The sequence below is a fragment of the Streptomyces sp. NPDC096013 genome (assembly GCF_044763565.1).
Taxonomy (GTDB): Bacteria; Actinomycetota; Actinomycetes; order Streptomycetales; family Streptomycetaceae; genus Streptomyces.
In genome coordinates, this window is record NZ_JBIWGK010000010.1 from 18,019 (window position 1) to 41,956 (window position 23,938).

Annotated in this window: 22 protein-coding genes; 10 read left to right on the top strand and 12 right to left on the bottom strand. The window is 69.7% G+C overall.

The features are described 5' to 3' along the window. Window positions 1–252 precede the first annotated feature (252 nt). Together hemB and ACIRB1_RS29860 are read left to right on the top strand one after the other, a co-directional pair. A complete protein-coding gene (hemB, locus tag ACIRB1_RS29855) occupies window positions 253–1,245 on the top strand; it encodes a porphobilinogen synthase (RefSeq protein WP_403467608.1) in 993 nt (330 codons plus the stop codon). 235 nt (window positions 1,246–1,480) lie between these two features. Continuing rightward, a complete protein-coding gene (locus tag ACIRB1_RS29860) occupies window positions 1,481–1,846 on the top strand; it encodes a DUF805 domain-containing protein (RefSeq protein WP_352185027.1) in 366 nt (121 codons plus the stop codon). A 23-nt stretch (window positions 1,847–1,869) separates the two neighbouring features. Here ACIRB1_RS29860 and ACIRB1_RS29865 read toward each other — a convergent pair whose 3' ends face one another. After that, window positions 1,870–2,043 (bottom strand): hypothetical protein, encoded by a 174-nt coding sequence (locus ACIRB1_RS29865; protein WP_352185026.1) that lies wholly within the window; start codon window positions 2,041–2,043, stop codon window positions 1,870–1,872. A gap of 272 nt (window positions 2,044–2,315) precedes the next feature. Here ACIRB1_RS29865 and ACIRB1_RS29870 point away from each other — a divergent pair, with 272 nt between their 5' ends. The 4 genes from ACIRB1_RS29870 to ACIRB1_RS29885 all read left to right on the top strand — a co-directional run bounded on the left by ACIRB1_RS29870 (window position 2,316) and on the right by ACIRB1_RS29885 (window position 7,442). Further along, window positions 2,316–3,218: an SAM-dependent methyltransferase gene (locus ACIRB1_RS29870; protein ID WP_352185025.1), complete on the top strand. Its 903-nt coding sequence runs from the start codon at window positions 2,316–2,318 to the stop codon at window positions 3,216–3,218. 81 nt (window positions 3,219–3,299) lie between these two features. Further along, the gene (locus tag ACIRB1_RS29875) at window positions 3,300–4,502 is read left to right on the top strand and encodes a PLP-dependent aminotransferase family protein (protein WP_403467609.1); all 1,203 of its coding nucleotides are present in this window, start codon (window positions 3,300–3,302) and stop codon (window positions 4,500–4,502) included. Between the two features lie 132 nt (window positions 4,503–4,634). Continuing rightward, window positions 4,635–6,539 carry an FHA domain-containing protein gene (locus tag ACIRB1_RS29880; RefSeq protein WP_403467610.1) on the top strand — a complete coding sequence of 635 codons (1,905 nt, stop codon included), beginning with the start codon at window positions 4,635–4,637 and terminating at the stop codon, window positions 6,537–6,539. A 54-nt stretch (window positions 6,540–6,593) separates the two neighbouring features. Beyond that, complete coding sequence (locus tag ACIRB1_RS29885) at window positions 6,594–7,442, top strand: arylamine N-acetyltransferase (RefSeq protein ID WP_403467611.1); 849 nt, start codon at window positions 6,594–6,596, stop codon at window positions 7,440–7,442. Between the two features lie 24 nt (window positions 7,443–7,466). Here ACIRB1_RS29885 and ACIRB1_RS29890 read toward each other — a convergent pair whose 3' ends face one another. From ACIRB1_RS29890 to ACIRB1_RS29900, 3 genes are read right to left on the bottom strand one after another with little or no spacing between them, the layout of a single operon-like run. After that, entirely contained in the window at window positions 7,467–8,252 is a 786-nt protein-coding gene (locus tag ACIRB1_RS29890; protein ID WP_403467612.1) for a DUF4253 domain-containing protein, read from the bottom strand. A gap of 43 nt (window positions 8,253–8,295) precedes the next feature. Then, window positions 8,296–8,535: a DUF397 domain-containing protein gene (locus ACIRB1_RS29895; RefSeq protein ID WP_390922440.1), complete on the bottom strand. Its 240-nt coding sequence runs from the start codon at window positions 8,533–8,535 to the stop codon at window positions 8,296–8,298. After that, the gene (locus ACIRB1_RS29900; protein ID WP_403467613.1) at window positions 8,532–9,344 is read right to left on the bottom strand and encodes a Scr1 family TA system antitoxin-like transcriptional regulator; all 813 of its coding nucleotides are present in this window, start codon (window positions 9,342–9,344) and stop codon (window positions 8,532–8,534) included. Before ACIRB1_RS29900 ends, ACIRB1_RS29895 begins: the two co-directional genes overlap by 4 nt. 122 nt (window positions 9,345–9,466) lie before the next feature. On the opposite strand from ACIRB1_RS29900, the gene ACIRB1_RS29905 reads away from it, so the two are divergent. Further along, window positions 9,467–9,886 (top strand): ATP-binding protein, encoded by a 420-nt coding sequence (locus ACIRB1_RS29905; protein WP_403467614.1) that lies wholly within the window; start codon window positions 9,467–9,469, stop codon window positions 9,884–9,886. On the opposite strand, the gene ACIRB1_RS29910 is transcribed toward ACIRB1_RS29905, so the two are convergent. The 3 genes from ACIRB1_RS29910 to ACIRB1_RS29920 are packed head-to-tail and all read right to left on the bottom strand — an operon-like array spanning window position 9,850 to window position 13,396. After that, the gene (locus ACIRB1_RS29910; RefSeq protein WP_403467615.1) at window positions 9,850–11,799 is read right to left on the bottom strand and encodes a glycosyltransferase family 2 protein; all 1,950 of its coding nucleotides are present in this window, start codon (window positions 11,797–11,799) and stop codon (window positions 9,850–9,852) included. The genes ACIRB1_RS29905 and ACIRB1_RS29910 overlap by 37 nt on opposite strands. Window positions 11,800–11,816: 17 nt before the next feature. Then, on the bottom strand, window positions 11,817–12,635 hold the full coding sequence (locus ACIRB1_RS29915; RefSeq protein ID WP_403467616.1) for a helix-turn-helix domain-containing protein: 819 nt from the start codon (window positions 12,633–12,635) through the stop codon (window positions 11,817–11,819). Then, on the bottom strand, window positions 12,632–13,396 hold the full coding sequence (locus ACIRB1_RS29920) for a peptidoglycan-binding protein (protein WP_403467617.1): 765 nt from the start codon (window positions 13,394–13,396) through the stop codon (window positions 12,632–12,634). The genes ACIRB1_RS29915 and ACIRB1_RS29920 overlap by 4 nt, the downstream gene beginning before the upstream one ends. Before the next feature lie 293 nt (window positions 13,397–13,689). Between ACIRB1_RS29920 and ACIRB1_RS29925 the strand changes: the two genes are divergently transcribed. Next, complete coding sequence (locus tag ACIRB1_RS29925; protein WP_352185014.1) at window positions 13,690–14,127, top strand: peptidoglycan-binding domain-containing protein; 438 nt, start codon at window positions 13,690–13,692, stop codon at window positions 14,125–14,127. Window positions 14,128–14,211: 84 nt separating this feature from the next. Here the strand turns inward: ACIRB1_RS29925 and argS are convergent, their stop codons facing one another. Further along, window positions 14,212–15,981 (bottom strand): arginine--tRNA ligase, encoded by a 1,770-nt coding sequence (argS, locus tag ACIRB1_RS29930; protein WP_352185013.1) that lies wholly within the window; start codon window positions 15,979–15,981, stop codon window positions 14,212–14,214. Window positions 15,982–16,378: 397 nt separating this feature from the next. On the opposite strand from argS, the gene lysS reads away from it, so the two are divergent. After that, window positions 16,379–18,121, top strand: a complete 1,743-nt coding sequence (gene lysS / locus ACIRB1_RS29935) for a lysine--tRNA ligase (protein WP_352185012.1) — start codon at window positions 16,379–16,381, stop codon at window positions 18,119–18,121. 84 nt (window positions 18,122–18,205) lie between these two features. Here lysS and ACIRB1_RS29940 read toward each other — a convergent pair whose 3' ends face one another. The 3 genes from ACIRB1_RS29940 to ACIRB1_RS29950 all read right to left on the bottom strand — a co-directional run bounded on the left by ACIRB1_RS29940 (window position 18,206) and on the right by ACIRB1_RS29950 (window position 21,678). Then, complete coding sequence (locus ACIRB1_RS29940; protein ID WP_403467618.1) at window positions 18,206–19,582, bottom strand: DUF2637 domain-containing protein; 1,377 nt, start codon at window positions 19,580–19,582, stop codon at window positions 18,206–18,208. Between the two features lie 172 nt (window positions 19,583–19,754). Beyond that, window positions 19,755–20,693: a DUF3558 family protein gene (locus ACIRB1_RS29945; protein ID WP_403467619.1), complete on the bottom strand. Its 939-nt coding sequence runs from the start codon at window positions 20,691–20,693 to the stop codon at window positions 19,755–19,757. Between the two features lie 133 nt (window positions 20,694–20,826). Continuing rightward, a complete protein-coding gene (locus ACIRB1_RS29950) occupies window positions 20,827–21,678 on the bottom strand; it encodes a DUF3558 domain-containing protein (protein ID WP_403467620.1) in 852 nt (283 codons plus the stop codon). 246 nt (window positions 21,679–21,924) lie between these two features. On the opposite strand from ACIRB1_RS29950, the gene ACIRB1_RS29955 reads away from it, so the two are divergent. After that, the gene (locus tag ACIRB1_RS29955; protein ID WP_403467621.1) at window positions 21,925–23,118 is read left to right on the top strand and encodes an RtcB family protein; all 1,194 of its coding nucleotides are present in this window, start codon (window positions 21,925–21,927) and stop codon (window positions 23,116–23,118) included. A 215-nt stretch (window positions 23,119–23,333) separates the two neighbouring features. Here ACIRB1_RS29955 and ACIRB1_RS29960 read toward each other — a convergent pair whose 3' ends face one another. Beyond that, window positions 23,334–23,879, bottom strand: coding sequence for an LAGLIDADG family homing endonuclease (locus tag ACIRB1_RS29960; RefSeq protein ID WP_403467622.1), 546 nt, complete (start codon window positions 23,877–23,879; stop codon window positions 23,334–23,336). Window positions 23,880–23,938: the final 59 nt, after the last annotated feature.

Below are 23,938 nucleotides of genomic sequence, written 5' to 3' on the forward strand. Positions count from 1 at the left end.
CGGTGAGTGGGGGCGGGCGTCCGTGGGGCGCTGCGCCCCTACACCCCCGCTTCGGCCCCGAAAGGGCCTCGTCCTCAAACTCCCCCAGAGGGGGGACCCCCAACGGGCTGAGTACTGCGGGCCTGTGCCGAGAGGGCGCCGGACGGGCTGGATTGTGCCGACCCGTGCTGAAAAGTTCGCGGACTTGTCGCCGACCGATCACCGACTCACCGTCGGCAAAGGCGCCCCTGAGCCGGGCGTAGCGTAGACGTCATGACGACGTACGGATCCTTTCCCGGCTCGCGCCCCCGGCGGCTGCGGACCAGCCCGGTCATGCGGCGGATGGTTGCTGAGACCCGGTTGCACCCGGCCGACTTCATCCTTCCCGCGTTCGTGCGGGAGGGGGTTTCCGAGCCGGTGCCGATCGGGGCCATGCCCGGGGTCGTGCAGCACACTCGGGACAGTCTGAAGAAGGCCGCCGCCGAGGCTGTCGAGGCGGGGATCTCCGGGATCATGCTGTTCGGGGTGCCCGAGGAGTCCAAGAAGGACGCCCTGGGGACGGCCGGGACCGATCCTGACGGAATTTTGCAGGTCGCCCTGCGCGATGTGCGGGCCGAGGTCGGGGACGAGCTGCTCGTCATGTCCGATCTGTGTCTGGACGAGACCACGGATCACGGGCACTGCGGGGTGCTGGACGAGCTCGGGCGGGTGGACAACGACGCGACCCTTGAGCGGTATGCCGAGATGGCTCAGGTGCAGGCCGATGCGGGCGCCCATGTCGTCGGGCCCAGCGGGATGATGGACGGGCAGATCGGGGTCATCCGGGACGCGCTCGACCAGATCGGGCGGGAGGACGTGGCGATCCTCGCGTACACCGTGAAGTACGCGTCCGCGTTCTTCGGGCCGTTCCGTGAGGCCGTCGGTTCCTCGCTCAAGGGGGACCGCAGGACGTACCAGCAGGACCCGGCCAACGCCCGTGAGTCCCTGCGGGAGTTGGCGCTCGACCTGGAGGAGGGGGCCGACATGGTGATGGTCAAGCCGGCCGGGCCCTATCTCGACATCCTCGCCAAGGTCGCCGAGACCGCGGACGTGCCGGTCTTCGCCTATCAGATCTCCGGCGAGTACTCGATGATCGAGGCCGCCGCCGAGAAGGGCTGGATCGACCGGGACCAGGCGATCTTCGAGGCGCTCACCGGGATCAAGCGGGCCGGGGCGCAGAACATCCTCACGTACTGGGCGGTGGAGGCGGCGCGGAAGCTCCGCTGAACACGCGTCAACAGGCAACGCTTCGAGATCGTTCCGGCGTCGGGCTGATCTCGGTCCGGCGGCCGGGGCATGTCCTGGCGTGAAATCGACGGCCGTTGTGGGTGGGTGTGCCCCCAAATACCCTTCCGTGTCCGGCACTTATGTGGATTTGACGCGTGCGCATCACGGTCCATACCTTCTGCGCCTGGCCTGATCCGTTCCGGACGGTCTGGAATGTCGATCCCTGGGGGACACCATGAGCTGGTTCATCGAGGCGCTGAAGAAGTACGCGGTATTCAGCGGGCGCGCGCGCCGCAAGGAGTACTGGATGTTCGCGCTGTTCGCGGGCATCATCGCGATCGTCCTGGGCATCATCGGCGTGGCGATCAAGTTCCCGTACCTCGTGATCCTCTTCTACCTGGCGATCCTGCTGCCCGGCCTGGGCGTCACCGTCCGCCGACTGCACGACACGGGCCGCTCGGGCGGCTGGATCTTCATCTCGCTGATCCCGCTCGTCGGCGGCATCATCCTGCTGGTCTTCACCGTCACGGACAGCCAGTCCGGCGCCAACCAGTACGGCCCGAACCCGAAGGAGATCGACGGCGTTCCGGCGCAGGTCTGATCGCACGCGTCACCGAGGGCCCGTCAGGGCGTCGACCCCGCAGAGCTGGGGGTCACGCCCGACGGGCCCTCGTCGCGTACGCCCATGCCGTCCTTGCAGCCCGACAGCAGCAGCGCGGCGAGCACGGCCGCCGACGCGGCCAGCACGCGGACGCGGGTACGGGTGAGAGAGCGGGTGCGGGTGGTGCGGGCCGGCATGGGTCCCCCTGTGGAAGCGAAGCGTCATCGGGTGCAGCTTGGGTGGTCGGGCAGGGCTTGGTCTACAGCTGTCGCCGAATCCGGGACGCCGAAGCCGTCCCGCCCGCGCTGACCTGCGGGGACGCCGGTCAGCGCGGGCACGTCGCGGGACGCCGGGAAGCGTGCCGGGGGTCGCCCGCCGGGACTTGGGCACCGGCAAGTCCCGGTGGGAGCTAGGTTGTTGGCCACTGCTCCTGTTGCCCTTTGTATGACCACCCTTCCGGGAGACGCGCATGTCCGGTGACGCCCTCAGCCAAGACCCCGCCGAGCTGAGAAGGAGGATCGACACCACCAGGGCCCACCCGGCCCGGGTCTACGACGTCTTCCTCGGCGGCAAGGACAACTACCCCGTCGACCGCGAGGCCGCCGCCGCGGCGCTCGCCGCCAACCCGCGCGGCTATCTCGACGTCCGGCACAACCGCGACTTCATGCGCCGCGCGGTCACCCGGCTGTCGCGGGAGCACGGGGTCCGCCAGTTCCTCGACATCGGCACCGGACTGCCCACCGCGGAGAACGTGCACCAGATCGCCCAGGGCATCGACCCCGAGGCGCGGATCGTCTACATCGACAACGACCCGGTGGTCCTCGCGCACGCCCGCGCCCTGCTCACCAGCACCCCCGAGGGGCGTACCGACTACATCGACGCCGACCTGCGCCGCCCTGCCGACATCCTCGAACAGGCCGCCAAGACCATCGACTTCAGCCGGCCGGTCGCGCTGCTGCTGGTGGCGGTCCTGCACTTCGTCGAGGACGAGGAGGCGTACCCGCTGGTGCGTGAGCTGGTGGACGTGCTGCCGTCCGGCAGCCATCTGGTGCTCAGCCACCTCACCGACGAGATGCACCCGATCCCGAGCCGCGCGGTCCAGCGGACGTACACGGAGCGGGGGTTCACCTTCGTGTTCCGGTCCAGGGACGAGGTCGAGCGGTTCTTCACCGAGACCCCGGGCCTCACCCTGGACGAGCCCGGTGTGGTCCCCGTCCACCAGTGGCACCCCGGGCCCGCGCCCGCCCCGCAGGTGGTCGACCAGGCGTACTTCGAGAGCCTCGACGACATCGAGAAGATCACCTACCGGGACATCAACGATGTGACGGACGACGACATCAACGTGTACGGGGCGACCGGCAAGAAGGCCTGAGCGGCAGGGGCGGGCCCCGGTCCGTGTCCGGATCGCGGAAACCCGCTTGTATACGGCACGTACCTTCCTACGCTGTCCGCCATGACCGTCACCGAGACACCCGCCGTCCCTCTGCCCCCGCTCGCCGCGCGTGCCCGTGCGATCGGGGGTTCGCCGGTACGGGACATCCTCGCCGTGACCGGCCGCCCCGAGGTGATCAACTTCGCGGGCGGGCTCCCGGCCCCCGAACTCTTCGACGCCGCCGGGATCGCCGCCGCGTACCAGGCGGTGCTCACGGAGACGCCCGCGCGGGCGCTCCAGTACGCGACGACCGACGGCGAGCCGGTGCTGCGGACCGCCCTCGCCGCGCGGACCTCCGCCCGCGGGCTGGCCACCGGCGCCGACGAGCTGCTCGTCACCACCGGTTCGCAGCAGGCGCTCTCGCTGCTCGCGACCGCGCTGCTGGAGCCGGGGGACGTCGTCCTGGTCGAACGGCCCTGCTACCTGGCGGCACTTCAGGTCTTCGCGTTCGCCGGTGCGCGGATCGTCGCCGTGCCGGGCGACGCGGCCGGGGTCGATCCCGAGGCGCTGGACGCACTCGTCGCGCGGGAGCGGCCGAAGCTGTTCTACACCGTGCCGACCTTCCAGAACCCGACCGGCCGCACGCTGCCCGCCGACCGCAGGGCCGCCGTCGCGGAGGTCGCCGCGCGGCGCGGGCTGTGGATCGTGGAGGACGATCCGTACGGCGAACTCCGCTTCGAGGGCGAGCGGTTGCCGTGGATCGCGGCCCAGGAGGGTGCGGCGGACCGTACGGTCCTGCTCGGCTCCTTCTCCAAGGTGATGGCCCCCGGCCTGCGGCTGGGCTGGCTGCGGGCGCCGGCCGACCTGCTGCGGGCCTGCGTGGTCGCCAAACAGGCCGCCGATCTGCACACCCCGACCGTCAACCAGCTGGCCGCCGCACGGTACTTGGCGGACAACGACCTCGACGCGCATGTCGCCCGGGTCGCGGCCGTGTACCGGGACCGGCGCGACGCCATGCTCGCGGGCCTGCCCAACTCCTTGCCTGAGGGGTCGAGTTGGGAGCGCCCTGAGGGCGGCATGTTCCTGTGGGCGCGGCTCCCGGAGTCGTACGACACGACGGAACTGCTGGCGCGGGTGGTGCGGCAGGACGTCGCTTATGTCCCGGGTGCGCCCTTCTACGCCGGGGAGCCCGACCGTTCGACGATGCGGCTGTGCTTCGTGACGCAGACGCCGGGGGAGATCCGGGAGGGACTCAGGAGGCTGGGGGCGGGACTCATGGGCTGACCTGCTGGCCTGCCGGGGGGATTCCAACTCGGTGCGGTGCGCTTATGGTTGCCGCAGGCCTCGAACACGGAGGCCCTGAATCGGTGAATCCCCTTGGAAGCGCACCGAGTTGACCCCTGGGAGGGAATGGCCATGGCACCGGTGCTCGTCGGACGTGAAGGTCTGCTGGCGGGAGAGCGCATCCCGATCGTCGACACCCGTGTCACGTTCGGGCGCAACGCGGGGAACACGGTCGTCATCGCCAGCCCGAGCGTCTCCCGGTTCCACGCCGAGATCGTCTTCGACCAGGACGCGGGGTACGTCCTGCGCGACTGCGGCAGCAGCAACGGCACCCAGGTCAACGGGGAGGAAGTGGAGGCGCGGCTGCTCCAGCCGGGGGACGAAATCACCATCGGGGACCAGGAGTTCCGCTTCGAGGTCGCCGACGCCATGCAGACCCTGATGGCGCTGAACCTGCCCCGCTCGGTGACCCACCCGGAGGAGGGCGACGAGGGGTCCGTGCTGCGGGTCACCGTCGTGGGCGGCGGTCCCGTCGGCCTCTCCATGGCCCTGCTCCTTGAGCACTTCCTCGGCGCGCAGGCGCGGATCACCGTCTACGAGGGCCGGTGGCGCAAGAACGGCCGTACCGTCGTCTGGAAGAGCCAGGAGGAGGGCAACGTACGGCGCCAGCAGGTGGTGACCGTGCAGAGCCGGCAGTACCTCGCGTGGCCGCCGTACGTGCAGGAGCGGCTCTTCGACCCCGAGCACTACACCGAGATGTGGCCGTCGGGCCCGGACTCGATCGGCGACCACCACCCGCGCAACATGCGGATCGCCTACATCGAGGACAAGCTGCTGGAGCTGGCGAACGAGAAGCGCGACCGCATACGCCTCATCCCCGCCAAGTTCGACCCGGCGGAACAGCGCGACGAACTCGCCACGCAGCACGTCCTCGCGATCTGCGACGGCGGCCGGTCACGCACCCGGGAGCACTTCGCCGCCCGCTTCGGCAAGGCCGACGAGTCCATCTACTCCCTCGACGGCGTCCACCTGCGGGACGTGGTGCTGGGCCTGAGGGTGAAGTCGGAGCTGCCGGACCCGATGGCGATCCTGCTGACGGTCGTCCAGAACCGGTTCCTGCTCAACTCGTTGCGCGGCGAGGGCTTCCTCAACATGCGGCTCACCGACACCGAGTTGACCGAGGTCATCGGCATCGATCCGGTCCGCCGCGTCTTCGAGGAGTGCATCGCCTCCCGCCCGTGCCTGATGGACCGCGACGAGCACGGCGACTTCCAGTGCGCGACCCACGGCACGCTGTTCCTGCCCGCGCTCATCAAGGGTTCCCCCCTGTGGAAGCGCGTGCACGAGGGCCTACGGCTCTTCGACGTCTCCGCCCAGGATCTGAGCGCCGTCACCAGCTTTCGTCTGGACATGGTGCAACGCCCGCGCTTCTCGGCCGAGTTGCTGCCCCCGACCGTCAACTCGCCCGGCACCTACGGCTTCCTCCTCGGCGACGCGGCCAACGCCATCCACTTCTGGCCGGGCCGGGGCCTCAACAGCGGCCTGGCGTCGGCCATTTCGCTGGCCCGTTCCCTCAACAGCGCCTGGAACGGACGGCCGTTCCGCGACGCCGACTTCCTCCGGCACGAAGCGGCCATGTCGATGCTCCAGTACCGGCACAAGAGCCGCGCGTGGAAGGCGATGGTCACCACCGACGACCAGGGCGTCACCTGGGCGATCAAGGACATCATCGACCACGGCATCGACGGCATCACCGAGGAACCCGACCGCGAGGCGGACACGGCCACCCTGCTGGCCCGCATGGGCGCCATCCGCGACCGCCTCGCCCCCCGACTCCCCGGCATGCCGGACGACGAGGCCATCCTCGAACGCCTCCGCACCCTGGAGTCCCGGACCCTGCGCATGCTCGTCCTCAGCGGCGCGTGGGACACCCTGACGATGGGCGGCGAGGAGGTCGACATCGACATCTTCTACGGCCCCGACTCCACGGCGGCGGCCGCGGCGGTGGAGGCGCTGGAGCCGGCCACCCAGCAGTGAGCGGGCGACGCGGTGGTGAGCGGGGTCCGTCCGGTGATTTCGTAGGGTGGGGGCATGTCTGACAGCGACGCCTTCGACCTGGACGAATACCTCGCGCACATCGGGTGGGAGGTATCGGGGAAGGGACCGCGGCGGCCTGACGCGACGACGCTGCGGGCCGTGCATCTCGCCCATATGCGAGGCATCCCGTTCGAGAACCTGGACGCCCTGCGGCGTACCGCTCCCTCCCTCGAACTGCCGGACCTGACAGCCAAGTTGCTGCGCGGTGCGCGCGGTGGCTACTGCTACGAGCAGAACACGCTGCTGGCCGCCGCGCTGCGGGCACTGGGGTTCGGCGTGACCCTGCTGACGGCGCGGGTCGTGGTCGGCACCGACCGGATCGAGAGCCGCCCGCGCACCCACATGGCCCTGCTGGTCGAGGTGCCGGGCGAGCCGCGGCCCTATCTGGCCGACGTCGGGTTCGGGGCGATCGGGGCGCTGCTGGAACCGGTGCCGCTGGTGGCCGGCGAGGAGTTCGAGGACGCGGGCCGCCGGCACCGGCTGGTCCAGGTGCCGCATCGGGGGCCGCTGGAGCTGTGGGTCCTGGAGGCGTACACGGGAGGCAAGGACGGCGGCTCCTGGCAGGCGCAGTACGCCTTCACCCTGGACCCCTTCGAGCACGTCGACTTCGAGGTCATCAACTGGCACATCGCCACGAACCCGCGCTCCCCCTTCACCCAGCGCCTGTACGTCCAGCGCGTCACCCCCGACCGCCACCTCCTGCTGCACGGACGCGTGTTGACCGAGACGCGGGCCGACGGACGCGTCCACAAGCGGGAGTTGACGGGCGAGAGGGAGGTGCGGCTGGTGCTGGAGGGGGAGTTCGGGATCGAGGCGCCGGAGGGGATGAAGCTGCTCAGCTGATCCGGGGCGGTCGTGCCGGGCGGGTCAGTCCCACCAGAAGGACCACACCCGCTGGTCGAGCACCTCGTGCCGGGCGTACGCGTGCAGCGTCCCGTGGTGCCCCTGGGTGATGTTGTCCGGGCAGAAGGCGAAGTGCTCGGCGGCGATCTCCTCGGCCTCCTCCAGGGTCGTCGGCGGGGCCGCCACCGACAGCACCAACCGGTCGAAGGCGAGGGCCACGACGCGTATCCCGAAGCGGTCCTCCCAGGAACGCAGGACCGCGCAGAGCAGGGCCGTGTCGTCCTCGTGGTTCGCGGCGCCCATCCAGCCGATCGCCGCCGGGATGTCGGCGCTGCGGCGGGCCGGGACGAGCGCGAGACGCGGGTCCTTGAGCCAACTTCCGCCGTCCGCCAGGGAGTCGGCGACCTCGGCGGCCCGCGCGTCCGGATCGGCGACCAGGGTGAGCGGTTCGGCGAGACCGGGCCACTCGTCGCCCTCCGAGGCGTACGCCTCCCAGAGCTCCCCCAGCACCTCGTCGGCGTCGTGATCCCCGGGGTACGACATCTCGTACGGGCTCAACTCCCACTCCTGCGGCCCGCCGTGGCCCCCGTCCACATCCAGCAGCACCGGCAGCAGCCCGGCGCCCCGCGCGGCCCGGAGCGCGGCCCAGCCTCCCGGCCGCGCCGCCTCACCCGCACACCACAACAACGGTTCGTCCGCCGGACCGTCGGCGGTCACGTCGATCAGACTCCCGGCAGGGAGCTCAAGCCCGAGCGAACTGCTGCTCGGATCGGCCGCCAACTTGGGCAGCGGGTTGGGAAGAGTCGCCATGCCGGAGACTCTAGAGGCGGGGACTGACAGTGGGCCCCGCCGACTAACGGGTCGCGGTGAACGCGGCCCAGGCGGCGGGCCCGAGTTGGAGCGTGGGGCCGTCCGTCGCCGGGTTCTTGGAGTCGCGGATGTGGATGGTGTGGGGGCAGGCGGCGACTTCGAGGCAGGCGCCGCCTTCGTCGTTGCTGTAGCTGGACTTCCGCCAGGCGTAAGCGACTTCGAGGCACTGGCCGCCTTCGTCGCCGCTGTAGCTCGACTTGAACCACTGAAGTGCGGTGCTCATTGGTCTCCTAGCAGACGGTCGAGCAGGTCCCTGGACTCTTGGGGCCTCAGGGCCTGTGACCGCAGCATCGCATATTTGCGCGCCAGGATGGACACCTCATCCGGGTCGGAAACCCACTGGCTGCCGCGCTGGCCTTCGGTGTAGGCCAAGTGCTGGTGGTCCGGTGTTTCCAGGAGGGTGAAGGGGCCGTTCAGACCGGCATGTGAGGCAGCATTCGTCGGCAGGAACTGGAGCGCCAGGCCCGGGAGTTCCGCGCAGTCGCGAAGGAACCGGAGCTGGTCACGGCGCGTCTTCCGGCCCCCGATGCCAAGATGCAGCACCGGCTCCCACACCACGAAGCTCATGGTCGGCGGCACCTTGCGCTGGAGGATCTCCTGCCGCTCGATACGGCCCGCCAGCTTCGCCGCGATCTCGTCCTCGTCGTAGGCCGGAATGCGTTCCGCGAGCACCGCGCGGGCGTACTCCGGTGTCTGGAGCAGGCCGGGGATGACCGCGTTGTCGTACCAGGACAGGGCGATGGCCTCCCGCTCATGCACCATGTACTCCTCGGCGTACAGCGGGAACTGGTCGATCTCCGGCAGGTTCTCGACCCCCGCCTCCAACGTGCCCTTCGTGTCGAGAATCCGGTCCAGCGTCCTGGCAAGGTCCGGTATCAACCGGCGGCGCCCCTGCTCGACCGACGCGATCGTCTCCTCGTCGACCAACGCCAGTTCGGCGAGCTGGCGTTGGGTGTGACCGGCCGCCCTGCGCGCCGCTTGGAGTTGTTTGCCCAGCATCCGCATCGTCGAGCGGTTCTTCTTGGAGTTCATGCTGTGGTGCTCCCCATGTCCACCCGTTCCGGACCCCGTGCGGACCCGTACTCCGCCCGTACAAAATCAAGAGCAGGGCTCACGCACTGTCAACACTAGTGACGCTGCGCAACTCTTGTCCCGTGAACCCGAGTGAGAAGTTCTTCCGGCGCGAACGCCGGTCCGTTCCCGCCGCCAGACGCTTCGCGCACGCGTTCCTCGTGGAGCAGGGGCTCGCCGAGGCCGAGCGCAGCGATGATGTCCTGCTCTGCGTCAGCGAGTTGGCGACCAACGCGTTGGTGCACGGGGTGCCGGCGGGGCGTCAGTTCCGGGTGGCGCTGCGGTACGACGGCCAGGTGCTGCGGGTGGAGGCGCACGACAGCGGGGGTGGTGTCCCGCGTGCGGACAGATGCCCCGAGGACACGGACGAGGGTGGGCGTGGGCTGCTGCTCGTCGCCGCGCTGGCCGACAAGTGGGGGGTGCGGGAACGGGAGTTGGGCAAGGTGGTGTGGGCGGAGTTCGGGGGTTACTTCCCCAACTTCCGGCGCGCCCGGCGTACTTGACGGTTGCCCGTCACCGCGTCCAGGAATCTTCGCCCGCTGCCCGCCTCGTACGCCGGGCCCTCCAGGCGGAGGACTGTGCCGTCGCGGACGACGGCGTAGGCGATCGGGCTGGCCGACTTAGGGAGGGTGACCGGGTGGCGGCCGGAGGGGAGCTTCAGGCGGGCGGGCAGGCGGAGTCGGGCCGTGGGGGGGCCGGAGGTCAGGGAGTCAGGGGTGGGGAGCAGTTCGGCTTCCACTCCCAGTGCCGCCACCGTCACCCTCACCCGGGCGGGCGTGCTGTCCGGGGTCGCCGCGATGTACGGCAGGGGCAGTGAACTCCCCTCGCCGCGCTCGGCGTTGGCGGTGGCGGCCGTGACGGCGTCCTGGCCCAGCTGGCGCTGGCGCTGGTCCACGTCGAGGGCGAGTTGGCCGCTGCCCGTCCAGTACGGGAGGGAGAGCCGGCCGCCGGTCAGGGCGGGGGACGCCGCCGGGGTGCCCGGTGTGCCGTCGCCCGTCACGCGTACCAACCGGTCCACGCCCAGGAGCTGGACGTACGCCCACACGTCGTGCACGCCGCGCTCCAACGGCCGCCCGCCGGCGAGGCGTTCGGGGTCCAGGGACAGCTGCCCGGTGGCGATCAGCTGCGCACGCCCGTCTCCGAGGGGCTTCAGCCGGACCTCCAGGTCGCCCTCCGGGTACCACCAGTCCTCGCGGTCGCGGTCCTTCACCACCAATTCCGCGTACGCCAGCCGGAAGGGGTCCGGGACCTGCCAGCCGTCCTCCGCTCCCGGTACTCCGTCCAGCAACTCCGGGTCCAAGTAGTGCTGTCCGTCCCGTTCGACGAGGGTCAGGGGTGCGCCGTCGCCGCGCAGGAGGCCGAGCGTGACGTCGGCGACCAAGCGGCCGTTCCGCCAGCGCGGTTCGCCGACCTCGCTGCGGACCTTGACCTCGCGGACGCGCTCCGCGAGCGTCACCGCGCCGTCGAAGTCACCGGCTTCCAGGAGGGCGGCGCGCAGGCGGGACACCGCCGGGAGGCCGTCCCGTACGGCGGCCGGGAACTCCTCCAAGGCGACTTCCCGCGCCGCCTCGAAGCGCTGCCGCTGCTCGGCCGGGTCCTCGCGGAGAATCTCCGGCTCGCGGGTGCGGGAGAGGATCTCGACGTGGTAGAGCCGGTGGAGAAGGCGGTTCTGGAGCGCGTCGATGTCGTCGGACGCGGGGGTGGCGTCCTTGAACTGGCGGACGATCGTGCGGGTGTTGGGCCAGAAACCGTGCTTCGGGTTGAAACGGTGCTGGGTGTTGTTGCCGCCGTCGTCCCGCTTCATCCAGTAGTAGACGGGATAGTCGGCGAGGATCGAGATGCGCTCCGCCTTGAGGTAGGCGGCACTGACGAAGGCGAGATCCTCCAGAATCCACGGGCCCTCGGGGAATTGGAGCCCGTGCTCCTCGACGAACGCCCGCCGGAACATCTTGTGCGGGGACATGCTCTGCATCAGCTCGTCGTTCTCGATCGTGCAGGCGTCCACCGTGTGCCGGAACAGGCGGCGGGGCCGCACCATCGTGCTGGACATCTTGCCGAGGACGACGTCGGCGTCGTTGCGCTTCGCGTGGTCGTACAGCCGCTCCAGGGCCTCGGGCCCGAGCGTGTCGTCATGGTCGACGAACTGGATGTACTCGCCCTTCGCGTGCCGCATGCCGAGGTTGCGGGGCGCGCCCGGCCAGCCGGAGTTCGGCCGGGTGTGGACCTGGACGTTCGGGTGCCCGGCGGCGATCTTCTTCAGCCGGCTCAGCGTGTCGTCGGTCGAGCCGTCGTCGACGTAGATGACCTCGTACTCGTCGGCGGGCAGACTCTGCCCCAGCAGCGACGGCGCGCACTCATCGACGTACTTCCCGGTGTTGTACACGGGAACGACGACGCTGACTTTGACTCTCGGCATTCAAAGACCCTACACAGCTACCTCACACGCCCGTCAAAGCACTCCTTCCTCCCCGGCGCCGCCCCCGCCTTCGCCGCGGGCTGGAGGCAGGCCCTCACCACCGTCCCCGGGGCCGTCACCGTCATCAGTGTGTAGAGGTACGACTCCGCGTCCGCCGCGTCGCCCACCTGAGCGCCGTAGGTGTGGCCGGACCTGGTCAGCTCGATGCGGTCGCCGATGTGGCCGCCCCAGGTGCGGGCCCAGGTCGTGCCGCAGAGCCTGCTGTGGCGGAGTTCCATCCAAGCGCCGCTTGCCGTCCGGTGCTGGGCGACCGTGTCCGGCTGGGCGGCGCAGAGCATCGCCATGGGGCTGCGGCCCTCGCAGGTCGTGCCGTGGCAGCCGGGGCCCGCCGGTGTGGCCGAGGTGGCGGCGGTCGGGGACAGCGGCTCGGACGCGGGAGCGTTGGGAAGCAGCAGCAGGGCGATCACCACGCCGGTCACGGCCACCGCGCACACCGATGCCAGGACCGCCAAGGCCGCCACACCCCGGTGTTCCGGGACCGCCGGAAGAACAGGGGGAGGGGGAGCGGGCGACGGGGGCGGAGGGATCTTCGGAAGGGCTGGGACCGCTCGCCCGCTCCACTCCGCCTCCGCGATCTCCCACAGCGCCAGGCACCGGCCCACCGGCTCGCCCGCGAGTCGGCACAGCGCCTCCACCGCCTCTCGCGGGGGCAGGGTCTTGCCGTTGAGGTAGCGCTCCCAGGACGACTTGCTGTACGGCGTCTTCGCGGCGAGGCCGGCCAGGCTCAGGCCGGTCTCGGTGCGTAACTGTCTGAGGGCTGCGGCCAGTTGATTCATCCCCGGAGCGCCTTCCAGGTGTGGGGTCCGACCATGCCGTCCACGACGAGTCCCGACCGCTTCTGGAACTGCTTGACCGCGTGTTCCGTCAGCGGGCCGAAGATCCCGTCGATGCCGCCCGGCGAGATGCCCGCCCTGCGCAGCAGACACTGCGCCTCGGCGACATCGGGCCCGGCGTTGCCGACGGCCAGATTCTGCTGCTGGGTACGGCTGTTGCCCGCATACCAGTGGCCGCCGATCCGTTCCGGCCGACAGGGGTACGGCGACGCGGCCGTCGGCTCGGCGAGTGGAACCGACGACCGGGTCCGGGCCGTAGGGCTGCCCGCGGTGTCGTTGTTCATGATGCGGACCGTCACCAGGACCGCCGACGAGACGGCGAGGACGAGGGTCACCGAGCCCGCCACGAGGGCGATGCGCAGGGCGCGTCTCTCCGGGGAGCGGGCGGACTGTTCCGGCGACGGCAAGTGGCTCGGCGGCAGAGGTCGTTCGGGTGCGGTCCGCCAGCCCTCCGCCGCCACCTCGCGCAGTGCCAGCAGGCGGGTCGGGTCCTCGCCGCACACTCGGGCGAGGGCCTCCAGCGCCTCCGCGGGCGGCAGGGCGCGGGCACCCAGATAGCGTTCCCAGGACTTCGGGCTGTAGCCCGTCCGGGCCGCCAACTGCCGGATGCTCAGGCCGCTGTGGTCCTTCAGCCGGCGCAGGCGCACCACCAACTGCCGTACACGTGGATCGAGTTCCTCGGGCAGCACTTTCCAACGCGACATGTTCCCCCCAGTGCGCGTTCGGGACCGTGGTCAGCGGTCCCTGCCGCGTCGCATTCTGCATCACTGACACCTCATCGCACGGGCTTTCGGTTCCCGGGCGTGGAGGGAATCGGCCATCGTCGGCGACGGGCCGGACGGCGTCCCGTCCCGCCGTCCCCGCTGTCCGCGTCCCCGCAGGTCGGAGGGGGTGTCGTCCCATCGAGACGTCACTTGGGCGGGGACGGTGGCGGGGTGGACCCGGCGGACCGCAGTCTCGTTCCAGCACGACGACCGACTACCTGAAAGAGGAACGCATGCGACCGAATGTCGTGGCCAGGACCCTCGTCAGCCTCACCGCCGTCGCCGGTATCGCGGTCGGGGGCGTCGCGTTCGCCGCCCCCAGCTTCGCCGCGCCGGCCGCCTCCGTACAGGCCTCCTCCGTCTCGATCCAGGCGGTGCAGAACTTCGGCCTCTCCACCGCCGAGGCCAAGAAGGTGCAGAACTGGCTGCACACGTACTGGGGTTACAACGACACCATCGACGGGCAGCTCGGCCCGAACAGCTGGAAGGCCTTCCAGCGCAACCTCCAGACCTACTGGGGCTACACCGGCGCCATCGACGGCGACCCCGGCGTCAACACCATCAAGGCGCTCCAGCGGCTGCTCCAGAACTGGGGCTACACCGGCGCGATCGACGGCGACGCGGGCTCCGGCACCCGGGCCGCGTTCAAGAACTTCGCCAACGGCATCTGAGCCGACAGCGCACTGAGTAAACGGCGTTGACGACCGCGGGCTGTCCCTCACGGGGGAGGGACAGCCCGCGGTTCGGCGTGCGCGTCAGAGCTTCTCGGGTGTCCTGATGCCCAGCAGTGCCATGCCCCGCTGGAGCGTCCGGGCCGTCAGGTCCACCAGGAACAGGCGGTTTTCCACTACCTCGGGGGCGTTGTCCGGGGAGAGGACGTGGCACTGGTCGTAGAACGTCGTCAGGGTGGAGGCCAGTTGGTAGAGGTAGGCCGTGAGCTTGTGCGGGGCGTACTCCTTCGCCGCCTCCGTGACCACCTCGCTGAACTGGTCCAGATGGAGGCCCAACGACCGCTCCGCCGGGGCCAGTTCCAGTTCCGGGTGGGCCTGGGGGTGGAACTCGCCGGCCTTGCGGAGGATGGACTGGATGCGGGCGTAGGCGTACTGGAGGTACACCGACGTGTCGCCGTGCAGGGAGACCATCTGGTCCAGGTCGAACTTGTAGTCGCGGACCGCGGACGTCGACAGGTCGGCGTACTTCACCGCGCCGATGCCCACGTAGCGGCCGTTGTCGACGATCTCCTGTTCCGTCAGGCCCACCTTCTCCGCCTTGTCCCGGACCACGGCCGTGGCGCGCTGGACCGCCTCGTCCAGGAGGTCCTCCAGCTTCACCGAGACGCCCTCGCGGGTCTTGAACGGCTTGCCGTCCTTGCCGAGGATCGTGCCGAAGGCCAGCTGGTACGCCGTGACGTCGTCGTTCAGCCAGCCGGCCCGGCGTGCGGTCTCGAAGACCATCTTGAAGTGGAGGGACTGGCGGACGTCCACGACGTAGAGGAGCGAGGTGGCCTTCAGGTTGAAGACCCTGTCCCTGATCGCGGACAGGTCCGTCGCCGCGTAGCCGTAGCCGCCGTCGGACTTGCGGACGATCAGGGGGACGCGGTTGCCGTCCGGGCCCTTGATGTCGTCGAAGAACACGCACAGGGCGCCGTCCGAGATCTCCGCGACGCCGGACTCCTCCAGGAGGCGGCAGGTCTCGTCCAGCATGTCGTTGTAACCCGACTCGCCGACGATGTCCGCGTCCCGGATCTCCATGTCCAGCTTCTCGAAGACGGAGAAGAAGTAGATCTTCGACTCGTCCACGAACTTCTGCCAGGCGGCCAGGGTCTGGGGGTCGCCGGCCTGGAGGTCCACGACCCTGCGGCGGGCCCGGGTCTTGAACTCCTCGTCGGAGTCGAAGAGTTTGCGCGCGGCCTTGTAGAGGCGGTCGAGGTTGGACATCGCCTCCTCGCCGGTGACGTCCGCGTCCGCGTGGTCCAACTCGCCCGGGTGCTCGTCCAGATACTGGATGAGCATGCCGAACTGGGTTCCCCAGTCGCCGATGTGGTGCCGGCGGACCACCGACTCGCCGGTGAACTCCAGGAGCCGGACGACCGCGTCGCCGATCACCGCGGAGCGGAGGTGGCCTACGTGCATCTCCTTCGCCACGTTCGGCTGGGCGTAGTCGATGACCGTCGTGCCGGGGTGCTCCGCGAGGGGGACGCCGAGGCGGGCCGAGTCGTCGGCGTAGCGGGCGGCCAGGGTCTCGGTGATCGCCCGGTCGGTGATCGTGACGTTCAGGAAGCCGGGGCCGGAGACCTCGATGTCCTTGATCACGTCGCCGGTGGTCACGTTGGCGACGACCTGGGTGGCGAGCTCCCGGGGGTTGGCCTTGGCCTTCTTCGCGAGGGCGAGGATGCCGTTCGCCTGGAAGTCGGCTCGGTCGCTCCGTCGCAGCAGGGGGTCCGCGGACGCCTCCGGCAGGGTTGCCGTGAGGGCGTTCGCGAGGTGCTGGTGGACTAGGTCGGTGAGCGACGTGACCGAGGTCATGGGGTGGGAGCCGTTCTCCTCGTGGGTTGGGTAGACACGGTCAGTATCCCACGTGGGGTAAAGCGAGTTTTCGGGTGCGGGCGGGGTGGGGGCCGGTCGCGCAGTTCCCCGCGCCCCTTGGTGGCGGCTGCGCCGCCGACCGAGCCTTGGGCTTCGCGGGGGTCTTAAGTCTCTGCGGGTCGGTGGGGGCTGGTCGCGCAGTTCCCCGCGCCCCCTGGTGGCGGCTTCGCCGCCGACCAGGCCTCGGGCCTCCGGCCTCGCGGCCCCTGGCCCCCACCCCCCACCCCCCCACAGTCACGTGCTTGGAAAAGGCGTTTTCGTGGATGTGGGCTTGGCTGGGACAATGGGGCGGTCAGTCGTGCGACCGTACCGGCTGCCCCGTGTCAGAAAGAAGGACGTGCCGATCGTGGCTCAGAGCACCGAGACCACCGACTGGGTCTCCCGTTTCGCGGATGAGGTCATCGAGGAGTCGGAGCGTCGGGCCCCGGGCAAACCGGTCGTCGTCGCGTCCGGGCTGTCCCCCTCCGGGCCCATCCACCTCGGGAACCTCCGCGAGGTCATGACCCCGCACCTCGTCGCCGACGAGATCCGCCGCCGGGGTCACGAGGTCCGGCACCTCATCTCCTGGGACGACTACGACCGTTACCGCAAGGTGCCCAACGGGGTCGAGGGCACCGACGCGAGCTGGGCCGAGCACATCGGGAAGCCGCTGACCTCCGTACCGGCCCCGGCCGGTTCCCCTCACCCGAACTGGGCCGAGCACTTCAAGGCCGCCATGGTCGCCTCCCTCGCCGAGCTGGGCGTGGAGTTCGACGGGATCAGCCAGACCGAGCAGTACACCTCCGGGGTGTACCGCGAGCAGATCCTGCACGCCATGAAGCACCGCGCCGACATCGACGCGATCCTGGAGCAGTACCGCACCAAGAAGGCCCCGCCCAAGAAGCAGCAGCAGAAGGCCGTCGACGACGCCGAGCTGGAGGCGGAGGCCGGGTCCGGCGCGGCCGAGGAGGACGACGGCAGCTCCGGTTCCGCCGGGTACTTCCCGTACAAGCCCTTCTGCGGCAGCTGCGGCAAGGACCTCACCACCGTCACGGCGTACGACGACGACACCACCGAGCTGACCTACGTCTGCACCGAGGACGGCTTCACCGAGACCGTCCTGCTCAGCGAGTTCAACCGCGGCAAGCTCGTCTGGAAGGTCGACTGGCCCATGCGCTGGGCCTACGAGGGCGTCATCTTCGAGCCCTCCGGTGTCGACCACAGCTCACCCGGCTCCTCCTTCCAGGTCGGCGGGCAGATCGTCGGGATCTTCGGCGGCAAGCAGCCCATCGGCCCCATGTACGCCTTCGTCGGCATCAGCGGCATGGCCAAGATGTCCAGCAGCAAGGGCGGCGTCCCCACCCCGGCCGACGCGCTGCGGATCATGGAACCCCAGCTGCTGCGCTGGCTCTACGCCCGCCGCCGCCCCAACCAGTCCTTCAAGATCGCCTTCGACCAGGAGATCCAGCGGCTCTACGACGAGTGGGACAAGCTCGACGGGAAGGTGGCGGACGGGTCCGCCCTTCCGGGCGACCTCGCCGCGCACGCGCGTGCCGTGGGGACCGCCGCCGGTGAGCTTCCGCGCACGCCCCGCCCGATGCCGTACCGGACCCTCGCGTCCGTCGCCGACATCACCGCGGGCGACGAGGACCAGTCGCTGCGCATCCTCAGCGAACTCGACCCCGCCAACCCGCTGTCCACCCTCGACGAGGTCCGCCCCCGGCTCGACAAGGCCGAGGCGTGGATCAACACGCAGGTCCCCGCCGACCAGCGGACCATCGTGCGCGACGAACCCGACACCGAACTCCTCAAGTCCCTCGACGAGCCCTCCCAGCAGTCCCTGCGGCTGCTGCGCGACGGCCTCGCCGACCACTGGTCCCTGGACGGTCTGAGCCACCTCGTCTACGGCGTCCCCAAGGTCCAGGCCGGCTTCTCCGCCGACGCGACCGCCAAGGAACTCCCGCCGGAGATCAAGACCGCCCAGCGGACGTTCTTCGCCCTCCTCTACCACCTGCTGGTCGGTCGCGACACCGGCCCGCGTCTGCCCACCCTGCTCCTCGCCGTGGGCCAGGACCGGGTACGGAGGCTGCTGGGGGAGTAGACCCCGGTGCTACGACGATGAGGGCGCCCCGAGCCGAGAAGCTCGGGGCGCCCTCATCGTCGTAGGAGACCGGACCGGAACCGCTTACGCGATGTGGTCCTCCTGGAGTTCCGCCGTGTGGCGGTTGGTGAAGCGCTTGGCCATGCGGTCGGCGTCGCGGTGCGCCAGCGTGATGCCGTAGGTGGCCTCGACGTCGTCGCGGAACTGGCCGCCCGTCGGGTAGCTGCCGTCTATCGACTTCTTGAAGATCAGGTAGTAGTCGTCCTCGGTCGGCTCCGTGCCGCCGCCCGCGCCCAGTTCACGGGTACGGCCGGGGCCCGCCGGGATCGGGAACGTGCCGGTGTCCTCCGGCGAGGGCTCCGGCTCGGGGAGCGGGGGCTCCTCGAACTGCTGCTGGGGAAAAGCCTGTTGCTGCGGGAACGGCTGCTGCTGCTGATCGAACCGCCGTTGCTGTTCGAACCGCTGCTGCTCCTCCTCGTACTGCTGGAACTGTTCCGCCTGCTGCTGCTCCGCGTACCACTGGCGGTAGGCCGCGTCCGGGTCGTACGTCGGGTCGTAGCCGCCCTGGTACGCCACCTGCTGCGGGTCCCGCGAGTGCAGCCACGGGTTCTGCGGCTCGGCCTGGTCCTGCGGCTGCTCGTGCCGTTCGTCGGCCTCGGCGGCGGGGAGCTGCTCGCGGGCCGGTGCCGGGGCGCTCTCCACGGCGGGTGCCGTCACCGGCTCCGGCTCGCGGGCGGGCTCCAACTGCGGGGTGGGGGGCAGCAGTACGGGCTCGATGCCCGCTGCCGCCAGGCCCGAGGGGGCGGTCTCCGCGAGGGGGACGCCGTAGCGGGCCAGGCGCAGCGGCATCATCGACTCGACCGGGGCCTTGCGGCGCCAGGCGCGGCCGAAGCGGGAGTGCAGGCGGGCCTGGTAGACGAGGCGGTCCTGCTCCAGCTTGATGACCTGCTCGTAGGAGCGCAGCTCCCAGAGCTTCATCCGGCGCCAGAGGAGGAACGTGGGGACGGGGGAGAGCAGCCAGCGGGTGAGCCGGACGCCCTCCATGTGCTTGTCGGCGGTGATGTCGGCGATGCGGCCGATCGCGTGCCGGGCGGCCTCCACCGAGACCACGAACAGGATCGGGATCACCGCGTGCATGCCGACACCGAGCGGGTCGGGCCAGGCGGCGGCGCCGTTGAACGCGATCGTCGCGACCGTCAGCAGCCATGCCGTCTGGCGCAGCAGCGGGAAGGGAATCCTGATCCAGGTCAGGAGCAGGTCGAGGGCGAGCAGGACACAGATGCCCGCGTCGATGCCGATCGGGAAGACGTAGGCGAAGTTCCCGAAGCCCTTCTTCAGGGCGAGCTCGCGTACGGCGGCGTACGAACCGGCGAAGCCGATACCGGCGATGACCATCGCACCGGAGACGACCACACCGATGAGCACGCGGTGCATACGTGTGAGCTGAATGGGCGCGGACACCCGGACTCCCCTCCCCTTACTTGTCGTTGCGCGCAACAGGGTGGCACAAGTGTGCGGCGTCCTGGGTGCCGGTCTGTCGGGAGCCCGGTCCACGAAAGGGCCGGGCTCCGTCAACGGGCCTTGCTGACCTGCGAGTTGAGGTCCGAAAACGAACCCGATGTGAAATGTGCCGTCAGCTCTTGGCTGCCGCGGATGACGCGGAGGAGGAAGCGGTGGCCGCCGGGGCCTTCGCGTCCGACTTCGCCGCCGACTTGGAGGCGGACGGGGAGGCGGACTTGGCGGGCGACTTGGACGGCGACTTCGAGGGCGTGCTGCTCGCGCCACCCGAGCCGGAGCCCGAACCCGCGCCCGTGCCCGCGCCGTTGGCCGACGTGACCGCCGCGACGGCCTCCTTCACGGCCTTCTCCGCCGCCTTCGTCAGCGTGTCCGCGCTCGGCGCCTTGTCGCCCGCGAGGCCCGCGCCGTTGTAGTCGATCGTGACGACCACGTTCTCGACGCGCGCCACCACCGTCTGCTGCTTGAAGGCGCCTTCCTTCTTCTTCAGGTCGTAGCGCACCGCCGTCGCCTCGTCGCCCGCACCCGCGACCGGCACCGACTTGGTGTTCTTCGCGCCGGTGACCGCCTGCGCCGCCTGCACCTGCTTCGCGTAGTACGACGCGGCCAGCTTGTTGCCCTCGCCCTGCGTCTGCGAGGAGTCGAACCGCAGCAACGACACGTTCAGCCAGCGGAACTGCGAGCCCTTGACGCCCTTGTTGTCCAGGCTCGTCCAGGAGCAGCTGCCCCGCGTCGCCGTGTCGCTCGACGTGCCCTCCTTGCCCGACTTGGCGCCCTTGGGCACCAGATCGGTCAACGTCTTCTTCGACAGCACCGCACACGGCTCGGGCAGCTTCTTGTACGCCGCCGCCTGCACCGTCGGCGCGGCGGTCGCGTCGGCGGACGTCGTCGCACCGGGGCCTGCCGTCTCCTTGCCGGCGCCGTCGGCGGAGCCGGAGTCCGAGGAGCAGCCGGCCGCGATCAGCATCACCGGGACGGCCGCCGCGCAGACAAGGACGCGGCTCAGACGCTTCGCCCGCTGCTGGTCGCTCCGGTCTCGCTGTGCTGGTTGATGCATGGTTCCTTCACTCATGACGCTCGTGGTTCCTGCCGTCGGATCGGGTCCGAGGGGCCACGGTACGCGGTGAGCCACCTGTGCGGTCCCGGTTCACGGCCTTTGCGCAACCCCCCGGGCGGCACCCGTGAACGCCCTAGCCGTTGAGTGCGCCGGCCAGTCGCACGGCCAGTTTCCGCGCCCTGTCCTGCATCTTCTGGCTGTCCGGCACGACGCCGACCGTCGCCGGCTGCTCCTCGTACTCGACGGTCACGATGACGTTGGACGTGCGAAACACCACAGTCACCGTGCGCTGTTGAGCCGTCGAACCGGAGCTGCTCAACGCGTCGTCGAGGAACGCCTCGTCCCCGAGACCCGTGAGCGCGCGCGGCTGGAGGGCGGCGGCCGAGGACGAGGCGGAAGCGGCGGAGGAGGAGGGAGAGGAGGGAGAGGAGGGGGATGACGAGGACGAGGACGAGGGGGTGGTGGAGGCGGACGCCGGGGCGGACGCGGTCGCGGTGTCGGACTCGGACCCCGACGTGGTCGCGCTCGCCGACGGCTCCGGAAGGTCCGCCGCCGTCTCCTTCGTCGCGAAGATCGTCTGCGCCTGGCTGTCGTCGCTCACGGCGTTGTCGTACGACACCACCCGCTCGAAGTCGACCAGCAGATGGTCGGTCGCGTCCGTCGACTCCACCTTCCAGCGGCAGCCGACCTTGCGGTCCGTGTCGTACGTCAGCGTCGCGTCGCCCGCGTACGCCGCCTCGCGCTGATCGGGGTCGGTGATCTGCTGGATACCGGGGAGCAGGGAGTCCAGGGCGTCGTGGCCGACCACTCCACAGGGCTCGGGAAGCGTGCGGTACTTGCCCGGCTGGGCCACCGCCGTCGCCTGCCCGGCCTCGCCCGGGTTCGCGTCGTCCGTCGTACCGCTGTCGGTCGCGCCGCTCGTGCAGCCGGCCAGCAGCGCCACGAGGAGTGCGGCGGTGCCGGGTACGTACGCCTTCCGCTGCACGGTCGGGCTCCTCTCGACGGTGTGTCGGGTGTGCGTCGGTTGTGTTCGGTGTCCCTCGACCCCTGGAACGAACCAGGGTCCCCCAGTGTCCCCGCTGGTTAATCGCTTGCCGCACCAGGGGACCCCCTGGAGACAATGTCTATCGCACGCACAGCCGTGGATGCCGGTCCGCTGTCCCATTCATTGACCTTGGCGCCGGTTTTGCGATGTATGACTTTTGGTGAACTCCGGGGGAATGAGGACGATATGTCGTACGTGGAGATGCCGGGCGCGAAGGTTCCGATCCGTCTGTGGACCGATCCGGCGTCGGTCGAGGAGGGCGCGCTCCAGCAGCTGCGCAATGTCGCGACCCTGCCGTGGATCAAGGGCCTGGCGGTCATGCCGGACGTGCACTACGGCAAGGGGGCGACGGTCGGCTCGGTCATCGCGATGCACGGAGCGGTGTGCCCCGCCGCGGTGGGGGTCGACATCGGCTGCGGTATGTCGGCGGTGCGGACATCACTCACGGCGAACGATCTTCCCGGCGATCTGTCGCGGCTGCGCTCGAAGATCGAGCAGGCGATTCCGGTGGGGCGCGGGATGCACGACAGCCCGGTCGACCCGGGACGGCTGCACGGGCTGGCCACCGGCGGGTGGGACGACTTCTGGGGGCGGTTCGACGGGGTCGCGGACGCGGTGAAGTTCCGGGAGGACCGGGCCACGAAGCAGATGGGGACGCTCGGGGGAGGGAATCACCTGGTCGAGACGTGCACGGATTCTGAAGGCACGGTTTGGCTCATGCTGCACTCCGGGTCCCGGAACATCGGCAAGGAACTGGCCGAGCACCACATCGGCGTGGCCCAGAAGCTCCCTCACAACCAAGGCCTGGTGGACCGCGACTTGGCTGTGTTCATCTCGGACACTCCTCAGATGGCCGCCTACCGGAACGACCTCTACTGGGCCCAGGAGTACGCCAAGTACAACCGAGCGATCATGATGGCGCTTTTGAAGGACGTGATCCGCAAGGAGTTCAAGAAGGCGAAGCCCACCTTCGAGCCGGAGATCTCCTGCCACCACAACTACGTGGCGGAGGAGAGGTACGAGGGCGTGGACCTGCTGGTCACTCGTAAGGGCGCGATCCGGGCGGGCTCCGGCGAGTACGGGATCATCCCGGGCTCGATGGGCACCAGTTCGTACATCGTGAAGGGCCTCGGCAACGAGAAGGCATTCAATTCGGCCTCGCACGGGGCTGGTCGGCGCATGAGCCGTAACGCGGCGAAGCGGCACTTCACTGTGCGGGACCTGGAGGAGCAGACGCGAGGCGTCGAGTGCCGTAAGGACGCGGGGGTCCTGGACGAGATCCCGGGTGCCTACAAGAACATCGATCAGGTGATGGCGCAGCAGCGGGACCTCGTCGAGGTCGTGGCGAAGCTGAAGCAGTTCATCTGCGTGAAGGGTTAACGAGCGGGGTTCCCGACCGGAACCGGGGGCCCCGCTCATTTCGTCAGTGATCGCTTGGCAGTGGTACCTGGCCGGTGCGCAATCGCCAGAGGCGCATCTGACAGCTCAGCTCCGTCCGGCCGAGCTGCTCGGCTGAAGCATCGTTGCTGTTCAGTTCCAGCAGTATGCGGTCTTCCTGTTCCGTCCAACGTCGCTGCGTGCAAGCGGCCCGCATGTTAGCGGGACGTACCAAGGCAATAAAGGTGAACTGCCAGCTTTTGGGGGGTCTCCTTCGTGTAGAGGACGTTGTAGATGGCGTCGCGGGTGTTGCGCTTGACGAGGCGCTCGGCGCCCGTGACCTCCTGGGTGCGGCGGCCCAGATAGGTGGCGATGGCCGTGCTTGCCGTAGTGAGGGAGACGAAGGGGAAGCCCTTGTTCGTGTAGCCCACCGAGCCGTCTGCGTCGATGACACCGCGCAGGTAGTCGCGGTGTGAGAACTCGCCGCGAGGTGGCGCTATCGCCTTCGACTTGCGGCCCGAGTGGTGGGTCTTGGCGAAGTTCGTCGACCGCGTGCGCTCGGTGATGCTGCTGTTGTACGGCGTCAGCTTCTGGAACTCGCGCAGGAGATCGATGTCCCGGACGTTGATCTCGACGGACAACTTGCCCTTCTGCCCGACGCCTTGCTGCAGATGCCCGTCCGCCTGCAGGAACCCGAACATGTACGCGTATTCAGGGACCCTCAGGTCCATGAACCGGTCACCGATAGGCTCGTGATCAGCCACAGGGAAGCTCCACTTCCGTGCTGGTCAGGCCCTCGTCCGGGATTGCCGTCCCGGGCGGG